The organism is Cellulomonas algicola (genome assembly GCF_019024305.1).
Lineage (GTDB): Bacteria > Actinomycetota > Actinomycetes > Actinomycetales > Cellulomonadaceae > Cellulomonas > Cellulomonas algicola.
Genome location: NZ_JAHKSJ010000011.1, coordinates 157,417 through 173,636, shown reverse-complemented (window position 1 = coordinate 173,636; position 16,220 = coordinate 157,417). Strand labels below are relative to the sequence as shown.

12 protein-coding genes are annotated in these 16,220 nt (G+C 75.1%); 4 read left to right on the top strand and 8 right to left on the bottom strand.

The genetic code is table 11. The features are described 5' to 3' along the window. Positions 1–4: 4 nt before the first annotated feature. Positions 5–2,218: an esterase-like activity of phytase family protein gene (locus KOV94_RS10250; RefSeq protein ID WP_218051964.1), complete on the bottom strand. Its 2,214-nt coding sequence runs from the start codon at positions 2,216–2,218 to the stop codon at positions 5–7. A gap of 100 nt (positions 2,219–2,318) precedes the next feature. Between KOV94_RS10250 and KOV94_RS10245 the strand changes: the two genes are divergently transcribed. The 3 genes from KOV94_RS10245 (at position 2,319) to KOV94_RS10235 (ending at position 5,562) form a co-directional block, all read left to right on the top strand. Beyond that, positions 2,319–3,398 (top strand): winged helix DNA-binding domain-containing protein, encoded by a 1,080-nt coding sequence (locus KOV94_RS10245; RefSeq protein WP_218051963.1) that lies wholly within the window; start codon positions 2,319–2,321, stop codon positions 3,396–3,398. Positions 3,399–3,497: 99 nt separating this feature from the next. After that, complete coding sequence (locus KOV94_RS10240) at positions 3,498–4,013, top strand: mycothiol transferase (RefSeq protein WP_124343419.1); 516 nt, start codon at positions 3,498–3,500, stop codon at positions 4,011–4,013. Positions 4,014–4,107: 94 nt separating this feature from the next. Further along, positions 4,108–5,562 carry a hypothetical protein gene (locus KOV94_RS10235; protein ID WP_124343420.1) on the top strand — a complete coding sequence of 485 codons (1,455 nt, stop codon included), beginning with the start codon at positions 4,108–4,110 and terminating at the stop codon, positions 5,560–5,562. A gap of 36 nt (positions 5,563–5,598) precedes the next feature. Here the strand turns inward: KOV94_RS10235 and KOV94_RS10230 are convergent, their stop codons facing one another. After that, positions 5,599–9,090: a WD40 repeat domain-containing protein gene (locus tag KOV94_RS10230; protein ID WP_218051962.1), complete on the bottom strand. Its 3,492-nt coding sequence runs from the start codon at positions 9,088–9,090 to the stop codon at positions 5,599–5,601. Continuing rightward, entirely contained in the window at positions 9,075–11,150 is a 2,076-nt protein-coding gene (locus KOV94_RS10225; RefSeq protein WP_218051961.1) for a CHAT domain-containing protein, read from the bottom strand. The genes KOV94_RS10230 and KOV94_RS10225 overlap by 16 nt, the downstream gene beginning before the upstream one ends. A gap of 159 nt (positions 11,151–11,309) precedes the next feature. Between KOV94_RS10225 and KOV94_RS10220 the strand changes: the two genes are divergently transcribed. Further along, positions 11,310–11,585, top strand: a complete 276-nt coding sequence (locus tag KOV94_RS10220; RefSeq protein WP_124343423.1) for an acylphosphatase — start codon at positions 11,310–11,312, stop codon at positions 11,583–11,585. An 87-nt stretch (positions 11,586–11,672) separates the two neighbouring features. On the opposite strand, the gene KOV94_RS10215 is transcribed toward KOV94_RS10220, so the two are convergent. From KOV94_RS10215 to KOV94_RS10195, 5 genes are all read right to left on the bottom strand, one after another. Next, complete coding sequence (locus KOV94_RS10215) at positions 11,673–12,395, bottom strand: 5'-methylthioadenosine/adenosylhomocysteine nucleosidase (protein WP_124343424.1); 723 nt, start codon at positions 12,393–12,395, stop codon at positions 11,673–11,675. Further along, the gene (locus KOV94_RS10210; protein ID WP_124343425.1) at positions 12,392–12,844 is read right to left on the bottom strand and encodes an S-ribosylhomocysteine lyase; all 453 of its coding nucleotides are present in this window, start codon (positions 12,842–12,844) and stop codon (positions 12,392–12,394) included. The genes KOV94_RS10215 and KOV94_RS10210 overlap by 4 nt, the downstream gene beginning before the upstream one ends. A gap of 127 nt (positions 12,845–12,971) precedes the next feature. Next, complete coding sequence (locus KOV94_RS10205; protein WP_124344136.1) at positions 12,972–13,886, bottom strand: ABC transporter permease; 915 nt, start codon at positions 13,884–13,886, stop codon at positions 12,972–12,974. Then, the gene (locus KOV94_RS10200; RefSeq protein ID WP_372449460.1) at positions 13,873–14,868 is read right to left on the bottom strand and encodes an ABC transporter ATP-binding protein; all 996 of its coding nucleotides are present in this window, start codon (positions 14,866–14,868) and stop codon (positions 13,873–13,875) included. The genes KOV94_RS10205 and KOV94_RS10200 overlap by 14 nt, the downstream gene beginning before the upstream one ends. Further along, complete coding sequence (locus tag KOV94_RS10195; RefSeq protein WP_218051960.1) at positions 14,865–16,127, bottom strand: LolA family protein; 1,263 nt, start codon at positions 16,125–16,127, stop codon at positions 14,865–14,867. The genes KOV94_RS10200 and KOV94_RS10195 overlap by 4 nt, the downstream gene beginning before the upstream one ends. Positions 16,128–16,220 lie beyond the last annotated feature (93 nt).

The following is a 16,220-nucleotide window of genomic DNA, read 5'->3' as shown; positions in this document are numbered from 1 at the left end:
CGCGTCAGCCGACGGCGGCGGCGCCCACGTCGGGGTGGTCCGTGAAGAAGCCGTCCATGCCGGCGCGCAGGAAGGTGCGGATCTCGCCCTTCAGGTCGCCGTGCGAGTTCGGGTCGGTGCCGACGCGGAACTGCGTGGGCAGGAACTGGTTCTCGGCCCGGAAGGTCCAGCCGTGGACGGTGAGGCCGGCGCGGTGGGCGTCGCGGATGACCGGCGACGGCGAGAGGAGCGCCCCCAACGCGTCGCGCGGGATCAGCACGTCCTTGCAGGCGCCGATGCCGTCGGCGTAGCGGGCGATGCCGCGCAGGCCCTCGCGGGTGACGAGGTCGGCGTAGGTGCGGGTGTCACCGGCGGCGACGAGGTCCCACGGGGCGCCGGAGCAGTTGATCAGCTGCGCGAGCGGCAGCTTCGTCTGCCGGGAGAGCTCCCTCAGGTTCGACGTCTCGAAGCTCTGGATGATGACGGGCGCGCGCCGGCCGTCGAAGCCGTTGGCGGCGAGCGCCGCGAGCAGCGGCTCCTCGAGCGAGAGGCCGATGCCGTCGAAGTACGTCGGGTGCTTGGTCTCCGGGTAGACGCCGACCGGCTCGCCCGCGCACGTGCGGGAGGTCCGCGCGAGGTCGAGGACCTCGTCGAACGTCGGCACCTGGTAGCGGCCGTCGAACGCGGTGTTGCCCGGGCGGACGGCCGGGATGCGCTCCTTGGCGCGCAGCGTGCGGAGCTCGGCGAGCGTGAAGTCCTCGGTGAACCAGCCCGTGAGGCTGACCCCGTCGATCGTCTTGGTGGTGCGGCGCGACGTGAACTCGGCCCGCGTCGAGACGTCCGTCGTGCTGCCGATCTCGTTCTCGTGCCGGGCGACGAGCACGCCGTCCTTGGTGCTCACGAGGTCGGGCTCGATGTAGTCGGCGCACTGCAGGATCGCCGTCTCGTACGACGCGAGCGTGTGCTCGGGCCGGTAGCCCGACGCGCCGCGGTGACCGACGACGAGCGTGTCGTCGGGCTCGGCGAGGCGCACACCGCGCAGGTCGACGACCACCATCTCGGTCGCGTCGGGGGTGCCGGGGACGCGGGCGGCGTTGCCGGGGTAGTTGTTGTCGTTCGCGAGCAGCAGCCGGTCGCGGCCGAGCGGCACGATCGTCTCGAACGACTGGACCGGGAACGCGAACGTCTCGCCCGTGCCGTAGCCGCCGCCGGCGCTGACGCCCCGCGGGTCCGCGATGCGCAGGGCGTCGAGGATCAGCGTCTTGCGGACGAACCCGTCGCGGTCCGTCGTCGACAGGTCGACCTCGTAGACGCGCTTGATGACGGACGCGGCGCCGTCGAAGTCGTCGCGCTCGACGAGCCAGAGCCGGTCCTTGCCGACCCACTGCGCGTCGCCGATCACGTTCGCCTCGGCGTCGGTCTGGTACTGCCACGTGCGGCCGGTGTACTGCTGCGCGCGGGGGTCGAACTCGTAGACCAACCGGCGGCGCTTGTCGGTGTCGTCGGTGAGCGCACCCTCGACGACCGGGTACAGACGACGGCCGTCGGGCGACGCGGCGAGCGCCTCGAACCCGCGGCTGCTCGCGACGCGCGGGGTCTCGCCGGGCGCGAGGTACGGGTTGGCGGGCGACTTGCCGTCGGGGAACGGCACGGGTGCGGACAGCAGCACGCCGTCGGCGCTGAAGTGCAGCAGGAACGGCCCGAACTCCTCGCCGACCCACAGCGTGCCGTCCTGGGCGCGCTGCACGGACTCGACGTCGAAGTCGGCGCCCGTGAGCAGGCGGTCGGAGCGGGTCAGCGGGAAGTCGATGCGGTGGTCGGGGTCCTGGAACGAGATGTGCCGGCCGACCTGGATCGTCCCCGACCGCCAGTCGGGCGTGACCAGGTACATCCGGAGCAGGAAGTCGGCGGAGTTCGTCCTGCTGCCGAAGCCGTTGTCCGGCAGCCCCCAGAACGAGCCGTCGCCGTTGTCCAGGGCACCGGAGAACCCGGGGATGACCTGACCGGCGAACGGGCCGGTGCGGCCGTTGGCGGGCGTGACGGCCGCACCCGACGACGGGCCGTCGGCGAGGAAGTCCGCGGAGAGCGTGGCGCGGGAGACGAGGGCGGGACCGCGGTCCGCTGACGGGCCGTGGCCCGGGGACCCGCCGGCGGCGGCGGGGAGCGAGGCGGCGACCGTGCCGCCCAGCGCGGCGGAGACGGCGACGAGAGCGAGCGCGACAGCGCGACGGGTTCGCATGACGTCCAGTCGACCGCGTCCGGTTGGCCCCCGCATGTCCGGTCGGTCGACGCCGCGTGACCGCACGGGGAACACCCAGGTCGCGCCTAGGATCCGCAGCATGGACGCCGTCGAGGTCGCCCACCGCCGCCTCCACCGCCAGCACCTGTCGGGCCCGCCGTTGCCCGACCCGCTCGCCGTCGTGCGGCACCTCGTCGCGTCGCAGGCGCAGGAGGTGCCGATGTCGCGCTGGTCGCTCGGCATGCGCAGCGGCACCGACGACGCGACCGTCCGGGCCGCGCTCGACGACGGGCGGATCGTGCGCACGCACGCGCTGCGGGCCACGTGGCACTACCTCGCCGCGGAGGACCTGCGCTGGGTCCAGGCGCTGACCGGCCCGCGCGTCGTGCAGGTCAACCGGTCCGTCGAGCGGCAGGTCGGCATCGACGACGAGGCGGTCGCGCGGACGCACCGCGCCGTCACCACGGCGCTGCGCGGCGGCGAGCACCTCACGCGCGGGGAGCTCGGCGACGTCCTGGCGCGCGCCGGTGTCGAGGCGTCCGGGCTGCGGCTGGCCTACCTGCTCATGCGCCTCGAGCTCGACGCCGTGGTCGCCAGCGGCGCGGTGCGCGGCGCGCAGCAGACGTACGCGCTGGTCGACGGGCGCGTCGCCGAGGGCCCCGACCTGCGGGGAGACGACGCGCTCGCGGAGCTCACCCGGCGGTTCTTCACCGGGCACGGGCCGGCGGCGGAGAAGGACCTGGGGTGGTGGGCCACACTCACGCTCACGCAGGTGCGGCGCGGGATCGCGCTGTGCGAGGGCGAGCTCGTCGAGGACGAGGTCGACGGCGTGCGGCTGTGGTCGGCGCCCGGCCCGGCACCCGCAGCCGACCCCTCGCCGACCGTGCACGTGCTGCAGGGCTACGACGAGTACGGCGTCGCGTATACCGCGAGCCGGTTCGTCACCAACGTCGCCGGGCTGAGCATCGCCCCGCCCGGGTCGAACATGGTGATCGCGCCGCTGCTGGTCGACGGGCAGGTCGTCGGGTGGTGGCGACGGGTCGTCGCGCGCGACGGGGTCGTCGCGCAGCCGCGCCCGGCACGCGCGCTCACGGACCCTGAGCGGGCTGCCGTCGAGACGGCGTTCGCGGCGTACGCGCGGTTCGCCGGCCTGTCCGTGCGCGTCGACTGGGACGCCTGAACCCCGGGCGCGGCGAGCGCCTGCGCGGGCGGGCCACCGCGCCCGTGGCTACCGTCGAACGGGTCGGTCGCCGCCCGTGCGACCCACCGAGGAGGACGCATGGACGTCGCCGACCTGCTCGTCGAGGCCCTGGGCCGCGTCGGACCCGTGCTGCACGGCACGGTCGACGGTCTGCCGCCCGAGGCCCTGACGTACCGGCCCGACCCGGGCGCGAACTCGATCGCGTGGCTCGTGTGGCACGCGGCGCGCGGGCAGGACGCGCAGATCGCGCACGTCGCGGGCGTCGAGCAGGTGTGGACGGCCCGGGGCTGGGCCGAGCGGTTCGGGCTGCCGTTCACCGCCCGGGCGACCGGGTACGGGCAGTCGCCCGACGACGTCGCCGCGGTCGACGTGCCGGGCGACCTGCTGCTCGGCTACTACGACGAGGTCGCCGCGCAGACCGTCGCCTACCTCGAGCGTCTTCAGCCGGACGACCTCGACACGGTCGTCGACGAGTCCTGGGACCCGCCCGTGACGCTCGGCGTCCGGCTCGTCAGCATCGTCGACGACGACGTCCAGCACGCGGGCCAGGCCGCCTACGTGCGCGGTCTCTGGGAGCGCAGCACCGGCGCCTGACGGCGGGTGAGATCCGCCGGCGCACCTTCCCGCGTCGCACGCCGCCCCCTAGCGTGACGAGCGGACGAGGGCACCCGCAGCGGGGAGGTGTGCCGTGGACGATCCCGTGGGCCCGGACGACCTGCTCGTCGTCGACGGGCTCGACGTCGCGACCGGCACGTACCTGACCCCGCCGACCGCGCTCGGCGACCTCGCGGCGGCGCTGCGGGACGCACCCGTGCCGGGTGGCGGTGACGAGCGGCGGCTGCGGCGGCGGAGCCAGGCGGACGAGCGGCACCTCGGGGTGACGGTCGGCTTCGACGCCGACGACCTCGGCTCGGTCGGGTGGGGGATCGTCACCGCGCCCGACGTCGACGCGGCCGTCCTGGCGGCGCTCGAGCCCCTGCTGGCCCGGCGCCGGCAGCAGGCCGGCGACCGGTTCCGGCACCTCGTCGTCGAGGACGGGGAGGACGCCGACACGTTCCTCGTGCGGTACGGCGCGACGCCGACGGTCGTCGACCCGCGCGTCGTGCCGTACTACCTGCTCCTCGTCGGCGGACCGGGCGCGCTGCCGTTCGACCTGCAGTACCAGCTCGGGGTCGCGTACGCGGTCGGCCGTCTGGACCTGCCCGACGCGGCCGCCTACGCCGCGTACGCCGCGTCGGTGCTGGCCGCGGAGGACCGCGACGCGGCTGCCGCCGCCGCACAGCACGGGGCGCGTTCCGCCCGGCTGTTCGGCCCGCGCAACCCCGACGACACGGCGACCGACCTCAGCAGCCGCCTCCTGCTCGCGCCCCTGCTCGACGAGGTCGGCCGGTCGGCGTCGGCGTGGTCGGTCGCGGCGGACGCGGGGGAGCCCGCGACGAAGCAGCGCCTGCGCACGCTGCTGCACGCGCCCGACGGTCCCGACGTGCTGTTCACGGCGAGCCACGGCCTCGGCGGCCCCCAGGCGACGGCGCTGGGGCTCGGCGGCGCGCTCGTGTGCCAGGACTGGCCGGGACCCGTCCAGCAGCGCGGGCCGCTGACCCCCGCCCAGTACCTCGCCGCGACCGACGTCGACGCCGCCGCACCCGTCCGCCCCCGCGTCGTGCTCGCGTTCGCCTGCTACGGCGCGGGCACGCCCCGGTACAGCGACTACCCGGCGGGGCCGGGTGCGACGCTCGTCGAGATCGCTGCCCAGGACGCCACGGCTCCGCTGCCCGCACGGCTGCTCGGCCACCCAGCGGGCGGTGCGCTCGCGTTCGTCGGGCACGTCGACCGCACCTGGTCGTGCGCGTTCCTGTGGCACGGCACGACCGCGCAGACGGGGGCGTTCCGCGGCGCGCTGCTCGGCCTGCTCGACGGGAGGCGCGTCGGCCACGCGCTCGAGGACCTGACCTCGCGGTACGCGTCGCTCGCGACGCTGCTCACGGCCCGGATCGACGCGTCGGAGCGGCTCGGCAAGCCGTTCCCCGACGCCGACCTGGTCGCGCTGTGGACCGCCGTGCACGACGCGCGCGGGCTCGTGGTCCTCGGCGACCCGGCCGTGCGGGCGGCGCCGCCGGGGGCCGGTGGCCTCGTCCCGCTCTGACGGGACGACGGCACCCCGCGCCGACGACGCGCGCGCTCAGCCCGTCTCGACGAGCCGCTGCTCGACCCCGTCCACCAGACCGCGGTCGTCCAGCGGCACCTCGACGACCTGACCGCCCCAGAGCGTGACGACGACGTCGCCCGCGCGCCCCGACACGGTCGCGACGTCGAGCCACGTGCTCGACGGGATCTCCCGCACGACCCGGCCGCGCCGGGCGTCGACGACGTCGATGCCGCGCTCACCGGTCGCCACCACGAGGCCGTCGCTCGTGAAGGCGAGCGTCTGCGGCCGCAGGTGCGGGAGTGGCGTGCTCCACAGGAGCCGTCCGGTCGTCCGGTCGAAGAGCCCGAGCACGCCGGCCTGCGTCGTGACGGCGACCTGCCGCGCGCCGGACCCGACGGCCACGTCGGACGGTGCGTCGCCGCGCGCCAGCGGCATGCGCAGCCGCACCGGGATGCCCCCCGCGGTGGGCAGGATCTCCCCGACCTCCGCGACGGAGGTCGCCGGGTCCGTCGACGCGGCCGCGGCGTAGGCGACCACGGCGGCCGATCCGTCCGGGAGCAGCTCGACGTGCCCGGCGTCCTCGGCCGGCTGGAGGGCGCCCACGGCCGCCCCGGTCGCGACGTCGACGAGCCGCACCTCGCCCGCGACGGCGAGCGCGAGCAGCCCGCCCGCGACGCTCGCGTCGTCCACGAACGGCTGGTCGGGCCCCGACAGCACCTCGTGCAGCAGCGCGCCGGTCGTCGTGTCCCACACGCGCACGGTGCCGTCCGGGTTGACGGTCGCCACGCGGGCGCCCGGCTCGTCGGCGTCGATCGTCCACGGGCTGTCGGGTGCGACGACGGGCGTCGCGGTCGCGATCCCCGTGTCGTCGCTGCGGACGACGGTGCCGTCGGCGCGCACGCCGTAGGCGACCCCCTCCGACACGTCGACGGCCCGCGCGTCCCCGTCGTCGGCGAGCTGCCACACGCCGGTGCGGCCGTCCGACGCGAGCACGAGCGCCTGCCGCGGCGTCGTCTCGTCGGGGAGCACGCCGCTCACGCCCGTGCCCGGCAGGAACGCCGTGCCGTCCCGTGCGCCGGTCGCGACGTCGAAGCGCTGCACGGCGCCCCACGAGGCGGACGCGAGCACGGTCGTCAGGTCGGGGCCGAACACGAAGCCGGTGAGACCGGGGTCGGTCACGGTCGCGGACTTCTCGCCCGTCGCGAGGTCCCACACGACGGCGCCGGAGTCGTCGGACGTGCCGAGCGTCGCGGCGCCGGGCCCGAACCGCAGCTGCTGCACGGCTCCGCCGACCTCCAGGCGCTGCAGGAGGCGGCCCGCCGCGACGTCCCACAGCTGGACGGTGCCGGTGTCGTCTCCCGTGGCGAGCGTCCGGCCGTCCGCGCTGAACGCCGCCGTGAAGGGCCAGGCGGTCGCGGCGTCGGCGTCGCCGGCCTGCGCCGCGGTCGCGTCGAACAGACGGTGCCGGTCGGCCCGCCGGCCGCCGTCGACGGCCCACAGGGTGGCCGACGTGTCAGGTCCCAGCGACACGACCGAGCGGCCGTCGGGTGCGGCGACGACGGTGTGCAGCCCGGCCGGACCCGCCCAGCGTGCGGTGGACCCGTCGGCCCGCTCCCAGACGACGATCGTGCCGTCCTCGAGGCCCGCGACGACGACGGAGCCGTCCGCGCTGACGTCGGCGGCGACGGGCGACTCGCCGTCGAGGAGGGTCGCGGCACGCGCGAACGTGGTGCGCCCGGCGTCGTCGACCTCCCGCGCCCAGACGGTCACGGCGGAGTCGACGGTGACGACCGTCTGCCCGTCGAGCGACTCCACGAGCACGTCGACGGGTCCGTCGGTGTCGAGCAGCGCGACGACGGGCGTCGACGTCGCGGCGAGGTGGAGCAGGTCGCGCGTGTTGGACCCCAGCGGCTCGTCGCCGCTCAGGTCGTCGCGTCCGACGTCGACGGCCGCGCGGGCGGCCTTCTCGGCGTCCTGGTCCAGGTCGGCGAGGGCGGTGAACAGCGTCCGCTCCCGGGCCCGGTCGGCCTTCGCCGTGCCGAGCACGCGTTGCGTCTGGCCGTACAGCCCGATCGCGGCGACCAGGAGCACCGCGAGCGCGAGGACGAGCACCCGCATCCAGAGGCGCCGCCGCCGGTCGCGCCGCCGGTCGGCCTCGAGCGCCTGGGACGCCTCGAGGAACTCGCGCTCGTGCGGCTGCAGCGGCCGGCGCCGGGTGGCGACGTCGGCCGTCGCGGACGCGAGGTGGGACCCGGTGAGCAGCAGGCGGCGCTGCCGCCCGTTCTCGTCCCACAGCGCGGCGGCCTGCTCGAACCCGGTGAGGTGCTGCGCGCGCCAGCGGGCGTTGCTGCGCCGGACGGGCTCGATGAACCGGTCGTGCGAGAGCTCGTACCAGGTCGCCTGCCGCCGGGTCTCGGGGCGGATGAGGTGCTCGAGCTCGCGCAGGATCGGCCCGTCGGCCTCGGCGGTGCCGAGGGGGCCCTCGAGCACCTGGCCGCGCAGCCCCTGCGGCGTGATGAGGCGACGCTCGAACCAGTCCCGGATGACGTCCTCGCGCACGTCGGTGACGCGTGCGGCCTCGGCGACGCGCCGGTCGTAGTAGTCGGCGAGCGCCTGCTCGACAGATCCGCCGGCGACGCCGTCGGCCGTGGTGATCTCCGTGCTGCCGGGGTCGCGTCGCGCCCAGATGGTGGTGCACGCGAGCTGGAGCTGGACGGGCTCGACGTACGCGCCGAGCACGTCGACGGTGCCGTCGAGCCGCTGCGCGCGGACCTGGCGCAGGTCGTCGACGAGCGCGTGCGCCGCCTCGGCGCGGAACTCGACGCCGGCGTCCTGCGCGGGCCGCACGACGGCGTCGAACGCCTCGTCCGCGGTGAGCAGGTCGAGGCGGTACCGGGTGCGCAGCCGCGTCGGCACGGCCCGCAGGTAGGGCTCGAGCCCGGCGAGGTGGTCCTCGCGGATCGCGAACAGGGCCCACAGCCGGTGGGCCCGCAGCGCCTCGCCGACCTGCGCGAAGAACTCCCGCTTGGCGTCCTCGTCGGTCGGGTCGAGGCTGAGGACCTCCTCGAACTGGTCGAAGACGAGCACCTCGTTGCCGGGGATGCCGTCCTGGTCGGGCCGCTGCTCGAGGTACTCGGCGAGCGTCATGTCGCGCAGCCGGTCGAGCGGGACCTGCCGGTCCTCGGGGACGTCGGACTCGAGCGACATGAGCGTGCTCATGAGGTACCGGTTGCGCGGGGGTGGCTGCATGGTCGCGACGTGCGGGGTGTTGACCCGGATCACGGGCAGCACCTCGAGCCCCTCGCGGTTCAGGTCGGGGATCAGGGCGGCGTTGATGAGCGACGACTTGCCCGCGCCGGAGGGGGAGTAGAGCAGCACGATGCGCTCGGCGACGACCAGGTTGAACAGCGTGTCGAGCGCGACGGCGCGCCCGTAGAGGTGCTGCCCGGCCCGGAACGACTGCGGCCCGACGTACGGGTTGCCCGTCTGCACGTCGGGCAGGACGCCCGTCACCGGGACCCCCACTGGTCGTGCAGCTCCTTGACGAACCGTTCGGTGCTGCCCCAGTAGAGGCTGACGCGGGCGCCGTCGCGGAAGTAGCCCTCGAGGTAGGCGCGGGCGCGGGCCGGGTCGCTGGTCGAGCCCTCCTCGGGGTCGACCTGCACCGCGACGTGCGTGTGGTCGTTCGCCGACTTGCCCTCGTAGTTCATGACGCTGCGGTACAGGACGCGGAAGTCCCACTCGTCGAGGCGGAAGCCGACGAACATGAGCGCGGTCCGGGTCAGCGCGCCGCGCACGTGCCGGGGGACCAGCTCGCGGTTCTGGGTGACACCGATGAGGTAGTCGAAGTAGTCGTCCTCGGTGAGCACCAGTGACTCGGGCACCTCCAGGAGTCCGAGCAGGTGGTAGACGAGCGGTCGCTGCACGGTGGGCCGGTACGCGGGCTCGCGCTCGTAGACCGACTCGGGCCAGTCGATGTCGTCGTTCCAGCGGCACAGCTCGACCTCGGGCTGCTTGCCGGCGGCCTCGAGCGCGTTCGCGAGCAGCCGGGTCGGCTGCGTCGTGATGTAGACGGGTGCGGTCAGGTCGGCGAGCACCGAGTACGGCTCGATCGCGCCGCGGTCGCGCAACGCGTGCCAGCCCGCCGCGAGCACGTCCTCGATGGGTGGGCGGCCCGTGCGCAGCAGCTCGGGGATCTCGTCACCGAACCGCTCGATCACCGTGCGGCGCACGTGCTGCTCGAGCTCGGAGCGCGGGAACGACCGGCTCTGGTTGATCGCGAGGTACTGCGCGACCTGCGGGAGGCTCTCGCGGTTGTGCGGCGCCATCGGGAACCGGTACCGGTTCGCCCACGCGCGGGCCACCTCCTGGCGCGACCCCAGCAGCAGGTCGCTGATCCCGGGCCCGATGATCGGCGTGCACTTCTCGTCCTCGATGTCGCGCACGACCGACGGCCACTTCTCGAACAGCCCCTGCGAGCCGCCCGAGTCGTACCACATGCGCCCGCTGCGCAACCGCATGAACAGCGTCGGGACCCACCAGTCGTACCGGTCGCGCACCGCCGCCCGCCCGACCGCGCACGCGCGGTCGACGAGCCCGTCGCTGTCGAGGCTGCGGAAGAACGCGGACGCGAACGTGCCGGCCGTCGCCATGGTGACGTCGCCCTGCATCGCGACGACCGCCGGGACACCCGCCGCGGCGAGCCGCGGACCGAGGGCCGCCAGGACGCCCGCGTCGTCGGACCGCGCGTCCTCGCCCTCGCCCGCGCTGCGGCACGACGCGAGGAACACGAGGCCCGGCGTGCGGGACAGCTCGCCGAGCTGCTGCACGAGGTCGCTGCCGAGCATCGGTGCGCCCGCACCGTCGTCGTCGACGAGCAGCAGCACGGGTTCGTGGTGCTGCAGGTAGCCGTGGCACACCAGGTAGACGATGTCGTACCCGCGCCGGAGCTCCGCGACGACGTGCGCCGCCGTCGGCGTCGCCTCCCCGGGCAGCACGGTGACGGCCATGCCGCCGAGCGCCGTCCGCGCGCGTTCGACCTCCTCCTCGACGTCGAGCGGTGCGAGCGCACCCCGGCCCTGCGGTGCGTACTCGCCGACGTCCGTGGGCGACGCGACCACGACGAGCGCGCGCAGGTCGCCGCGCGAGCGCGGCCGCACCGGGCGCCAGTCGCGGCTGCCGAGGAAGCGCGAGAACAGCACGTTCTCGTCCGTGAGGAGCGTCCGGTCGTCGTCGGGGTCGCGCAGCGTCTCCCAGCGCACGCCGTGCAGCGCCGCGGCCTCGGGTGCCGGGTCGACGACGAGCCGCACGCGCAGCCGCACCCCGTTGCTGGACGCGGTCTGCGCCGCCTGCCGGAACGCGGCGCCGAACCCGCCGCCGAACAGCCCTTTGCCGAGCGCGCGGCCGTACTCCGTCGGGTCGAGGTCGCGCAGCGCGTCGGGGTCGATGTGCGCCACGAAGCCCGCGCTGTCGCCGTCGAGGCGCGCGTCCGCGTCGCTGCGCGGCAGCGTGAGGGCGGGCCAGATGCCGTAGGTGACGTCGTCCTTGCGGTACAGCTGGATCTCGAGATCGGCGTACTCGTCCATCACGGGCCCCCGCGCGGCCAGGTGGTCGGGCCCGGCGACCCCGCCCCCGAAAGGCGCCGGCGTTCACCCTCGAAGGTGCTCCCCGACCGGGCGCAGATACCGGGCACCGGTGGCACGATCGACGCGGGGTCCCGGCCGGGACGCGGGAGGGGGAGCGGGATGGCGCACGTGGCGCGACGCGTGGTCGTGCACGGGGTCGTGCAGGGCGTCGGCTACCGGTGGAGCGCGGCGCGCGAGGCCGCGCGGCTCGGCGTCGCCGGGTGGGTGCGGAACCGGTCCGACGGGGCCGTCGAGGCGGTCGTCGAGGGCGACGCGGAGGCGGTCCACGAGTTCGTCGGCTGGGCGCGGCAGGGGCCGCGCGGGGCGTCCGTGACGTCGGTGGACGTGACCGACGAGGCGCCCGGGCACCGGGTGTCGTTCGAGATCGAGCCATGACGGTCACGTCGACCGCGGGTCGGTGGCCGGAGGTTGCCGGACGCGAGCGGACCGGGCACCACGACGGCGCCCGGTCCCGCTCGGGCGTCAGGGCACGAGGTGCGGCGTGGGCTCCTCGGCCATCGCGCGGAGGAGCTCGATGACGACCGCGGCCGAGCGGTCCGCGGCGTCGTCGACGTGCGTGAGGAAGTCGTCGTTCGCGACGGGCCCGCACAGGTCGGAGATGCCGCGCACGGACAGGAACGGCACGCCGTACAGGTGGCTGGTGTGCGCGAGCGCCGCGGACTCCATGTCGGTCGCGAGCGCGCCCGGGAACGCCGAGCGGATCGCGTCGACGCGAGACGCGTCGATGAACGCGTCGCCCGACAGCACGGTGCCGGACAGGACGCGCAGGTCGACGGTCGCCGCGGTGGCGGCGTCGTGCAGCGCGTGCTCGGCGGCGTAGACCTCGGGCATGCCGGGGACCTGGCCGAGCTCGTAGCCGAACGCGCGCGCGTCCGCGCCCGAGTACACGTACTCCGACCCGACGACGACGTCCCCGACCCGCACCTCGACGCCCACCCCGCCGGCACTGCCCGCGCTCACGAGCGCGCGGGGGTGCGTGGCGTTGATGGCGACGGCCGCGGCGGTCGCGGCGTTGACGAGCCCGATGCCGCTGACGACGAGCAGGACCTGCCGTCCGGCGAGCGTGAGCATGCGGTGCTGCGCGTGGCCCACGCGCGTGACCGGCCCGACGAAGTCGGCACGCGCGACGAACGGTGCCGCCTCGTCGGCCATGGCCGTGACGACGACGGCGTCGACGGCGATCACGCGGTCACCGTGCTCCAGCCGGCGCGCTCCGCGAGGAACCCGCGCGCGGCCTCCTGGGCACCCTCGAGCGTGTGGTTCGCGCCCCACCCGCACTGCACCTCGTTCGCGGCGGGCACCTCGGTCGCCTCGACGACGTCCTCGAGCGTCGACTGCACGAGGCCGAGCACGTCGTCGTAGTCCCACTCGCCCTGGAGGATCAGGTAGAAGCCGGTCTGGCAGCCCATCGGCGAGAAGTCGATCACGCGGTCCGAGTGGTTGCGCGAGTGCTCGGCGAACAGGTGCTCGAGCGAGTGCACGGCCGGCATCTCGAGGTGGCCCTTGTTGGGCTGCGTGAAGCGCACGTCGTACTTCTGGATCACGTCGCCCGCGGGCAGGACCTTCTGGTCCGCGAGGCGGACGTACGGTGCGGCGACGGTGCGGTGGTCGAGGTTGAACGACTCGACGTTCATACGAGGCTGGTTCACGGCACGCTTCCTGTCGGACGATGCGGAGACACCATTGTCAACCGTCCGGGCACCGTGCTGCTTCCGGCGGTCACGGGCGTCCCGCGTCGTGGACGCCCGCGACCGCACCGGGTCAGGACGACACGTCGGCCGTCGTGAAGCGCGCCCACGCGAGCGACGCGAACACCGCGACCCACGCGGCCTGCACCCCGAGCCCGCCGAGCACCACGCCCCAGTCGGGGGAGATGCGCAGCAGCTCGGCGAAGTCGAGCCAGTGGTGCGTGAGCAGGCCGGGCCGGATCGCGTCGAGCGCGGGCAGCGTGTCCAGGACGCCGGACACGATCGCGACGACGACGGTCGCCGCCATCGCCCCGACCGGGACCTCGGTGAGCGTCGAGAAGAACAGCCCGACCGCGACGAGCCCGGTCATCGACAGGCCGACGAACGCGACGATCCCCGCGACGCGCAGCGCACCCGCCGCGAGCGGCACCGTGTCGCCCGAGAGCAGCACGACGTCCCGCAGCCCGAACAGCAGCGCGCCCGCGACGAGCCCGACGACCGCGATCGCGAGCACCGCGGCCGCGACGAACGCGAGCGCCCCGATCGCCTTGACGACGAGCAGGCGGCTACGGCCGACGGGCGTGACGAGCAGGTAGCGCAGCGTGCCCGTCGACGCCTCGCCCGCGACCGCGTCGCCTGACGCGATGCCGACCGTGAGGGGCAGCAGGAACGGCAGGCAGACGAACACCGACGCGACGACGAGGAACAGCCCGTTCTCCGTGACCCGCCCGATGAAGCCGGGTCCCTCGCCCGCCATCGCGGTGTCGCGCGTGAAGAACACGACGAGGCCCAGCAGCAGCGGGACGGCGCCCAGGCCGGACAGCAGCACGAGGTTGCGGCGCCGGCCGAGGACGAGCCGCAGCTCGCTGCGCAGGAGGCGTCCGAACGCGCCGCGGACGGGCCGCAGCGGGGGTGTGGCGGTCGCGACCGCCGCCGTGGCGCCCGCTCCTGCGGGTGCGACGCCCGGTCGCGGGTCAGCGTGCGACATCGAAACCCTCCCCGGTCAGCTCGACGAAGATCTCCTCCAGGCTCGGGTGCCGCACCTCGAACCCGACGAGGTCGACCCCCGCGGCGACGAGCGCCGCCGACACCTTCTCGGGCGCGACGTCGCCGAGCAGCGCGTCGACCTGGATCCCGTCGACGGCGACCTCGTCCAGCCCGAGCGTGTCGAGCACGCGCGCCGCGGCACCGGCCAGACCCGTCGTCGTCGTGACCCGCAGCCGCGACGCCCCGCGCGCCACGAGCACGGACCGGTCGCCCTGCAGGACCATCCGCCCCGCGCGCATGATCCCGACGTGCGTGCACACCTGCTCGATCTCGGCGAGCAGGTGCGACGAGACGAGCACCGTCGTGCCCGCGTCGGCGAGCTCCCGGACCAGGTGGCGGACCTCGCGCGTGCCCTGCGGGTCGAGGCCGTTGGTCGGCTCGTCGAGCACGAGGAGGTCGCGCGGGCGCAGGAGCGCGGCGGCCAGCCCGAGCCGCTGCTTCATGCCCAGCGAGTACTGCCGGTACCGCTTGTCGGCCGCAGCGCCGAGCCCGACGCGGTCGAGCGCCTCCGCGGCGCGGCGGTCGGCGGTCCGCGGGTCGGCGGTCGCGTCGGCGGCCTCGAGCCGGGCCAGGTTGTCCCGCCCGGACAGGTACGGGTGGAACGCAGGCCCCTCGACGAGCGCGCCCACGCGCGGCAGCACCGACGCGGACGCCTCGGGCACGGGGGCGTCGAGCAACCACGCGGAGCCCGCCGTCGGCCGCACGAGTCCCAGCAGCATGCGGATCGTCGTCGTCTTGCCCGACCCGTTGGGCCCGAGGAAGCCGTACACCGCGCCGCGCGGCACGCGCAGCGCCAGGTCGTCGACCGCGACCTGCCCGCCGCGGAACCGCTTCGTCAGCCCCTCCGTGCGCACGGCCAGGGGCCCGGTGTCGTCACCGGACCCCTGACCGACCCGCGCGGGGTCGAGCACGGTCGTGCTCACGCCAGCCCTTGCAGCGTCTCGGGGGACACGGCGCCGACCAGCACCCGGCCGTCGTCGGTGAGCAGGACGCTGAACAGGTCGGAGGTGACCACGCGGCCGCCCGGGACGGGCGTGGCGATCGAGTCGAGCAGGGCCGACGGGTCGATCTCGCCCATGTCCGCCTTGTCCGACGGGTCGCCGCCGAAGTCCTCGAGCAGCGCCTGCGCGCTGTCCGACCCGATCGTCGGCTCGTGCTCCTGCAGCTCGGCGAGCGCCTGCGGGTCGCCCGCCAGTGCGCCGGTCACGTCGACGCCGCTGACCTCGACCACGGTGTCCCAGCCCTCGCCGTGCACCGTGACGCCCTGCGGCAGCGCACCGTCGGTGTGCTCCTGCTGCGCGGCGGCCATCTCGGCGTCCGTCGGCAGCGGCACGACGACCTCGCGGACCTGCGCGCCCGCGGGCGGCGAGAACGTGAGGACGGAGTCGGACGGCGTGGAGAACGACACGTCGGTGAACCCGACCTCGAGCGCGGGCTCGGTGTCGTCCGACGCGCTCCACACCTGCACGCGCAACGGCGTCCACTCGGTCGCGTCGACCGCGACGACGACGCGCCCGACGAGCGTCGTCGTGCTCTTCGGCGTGACGACGAGCTGGTACGCGTCGCGCCCCGCGACCGTCGTCTGGCCGTCGACGGACACCGTCGAGAGCTCCTGAGCGTGCGCGAGTGCCTGCTCGGCGGCGTCCTGCGGCGTGGGCAGGTCGCCCTTGACCGCCGGGCCCTCGGTCGCGAGCTTCTCGAGCGTCGCGGCGTCCGCCGGGTCGACCGTGTAGTGCACGACCTCGTCGTCGTCGCTCGAGTACGTCCATGCCTGCGTGCCGTCGTGCACGACCGAGTACTCGGACGCGGCGCCGAGCAGCGCGACGCGCGAGCGCTGCTCGCCGTCGGACCACAGGCGCAGCGTCGACGAGCCGGACATGAGGTTGACGGGGTCGGCGCTCGCGCCGCCGGGGCCGAACGGCAGCGACGGCAGGCCGAGGCGCGCGGTGTAGACGACCGTGCCGGACAGGGCGGGGGCGTCCTTCTCGACGACCTTCGCGACGAGCTGCTCGGGCGTCACGGGCGGCAGGCCGTCGTCGCCCGCGCTGGCGAACAGCGGCGGGCCCATCACGGCGGCGCCGACGGCGACGGCGGCCACGGCGGGCACCGCCCACCGGGCTCGGGGGGACAGGGACCGGCGTGCCGGGGCCGCCGGTTGCGGGGTGGGCTGTGTCTCGGTCATGAGACCACTGTGCGTCACGGCCCCTGTGGGCATCCTGAGACGCACTCCGTCCGCCGGGCGGCCCCCTGGCGTGCGGCGGGTGGCATGCTGCCG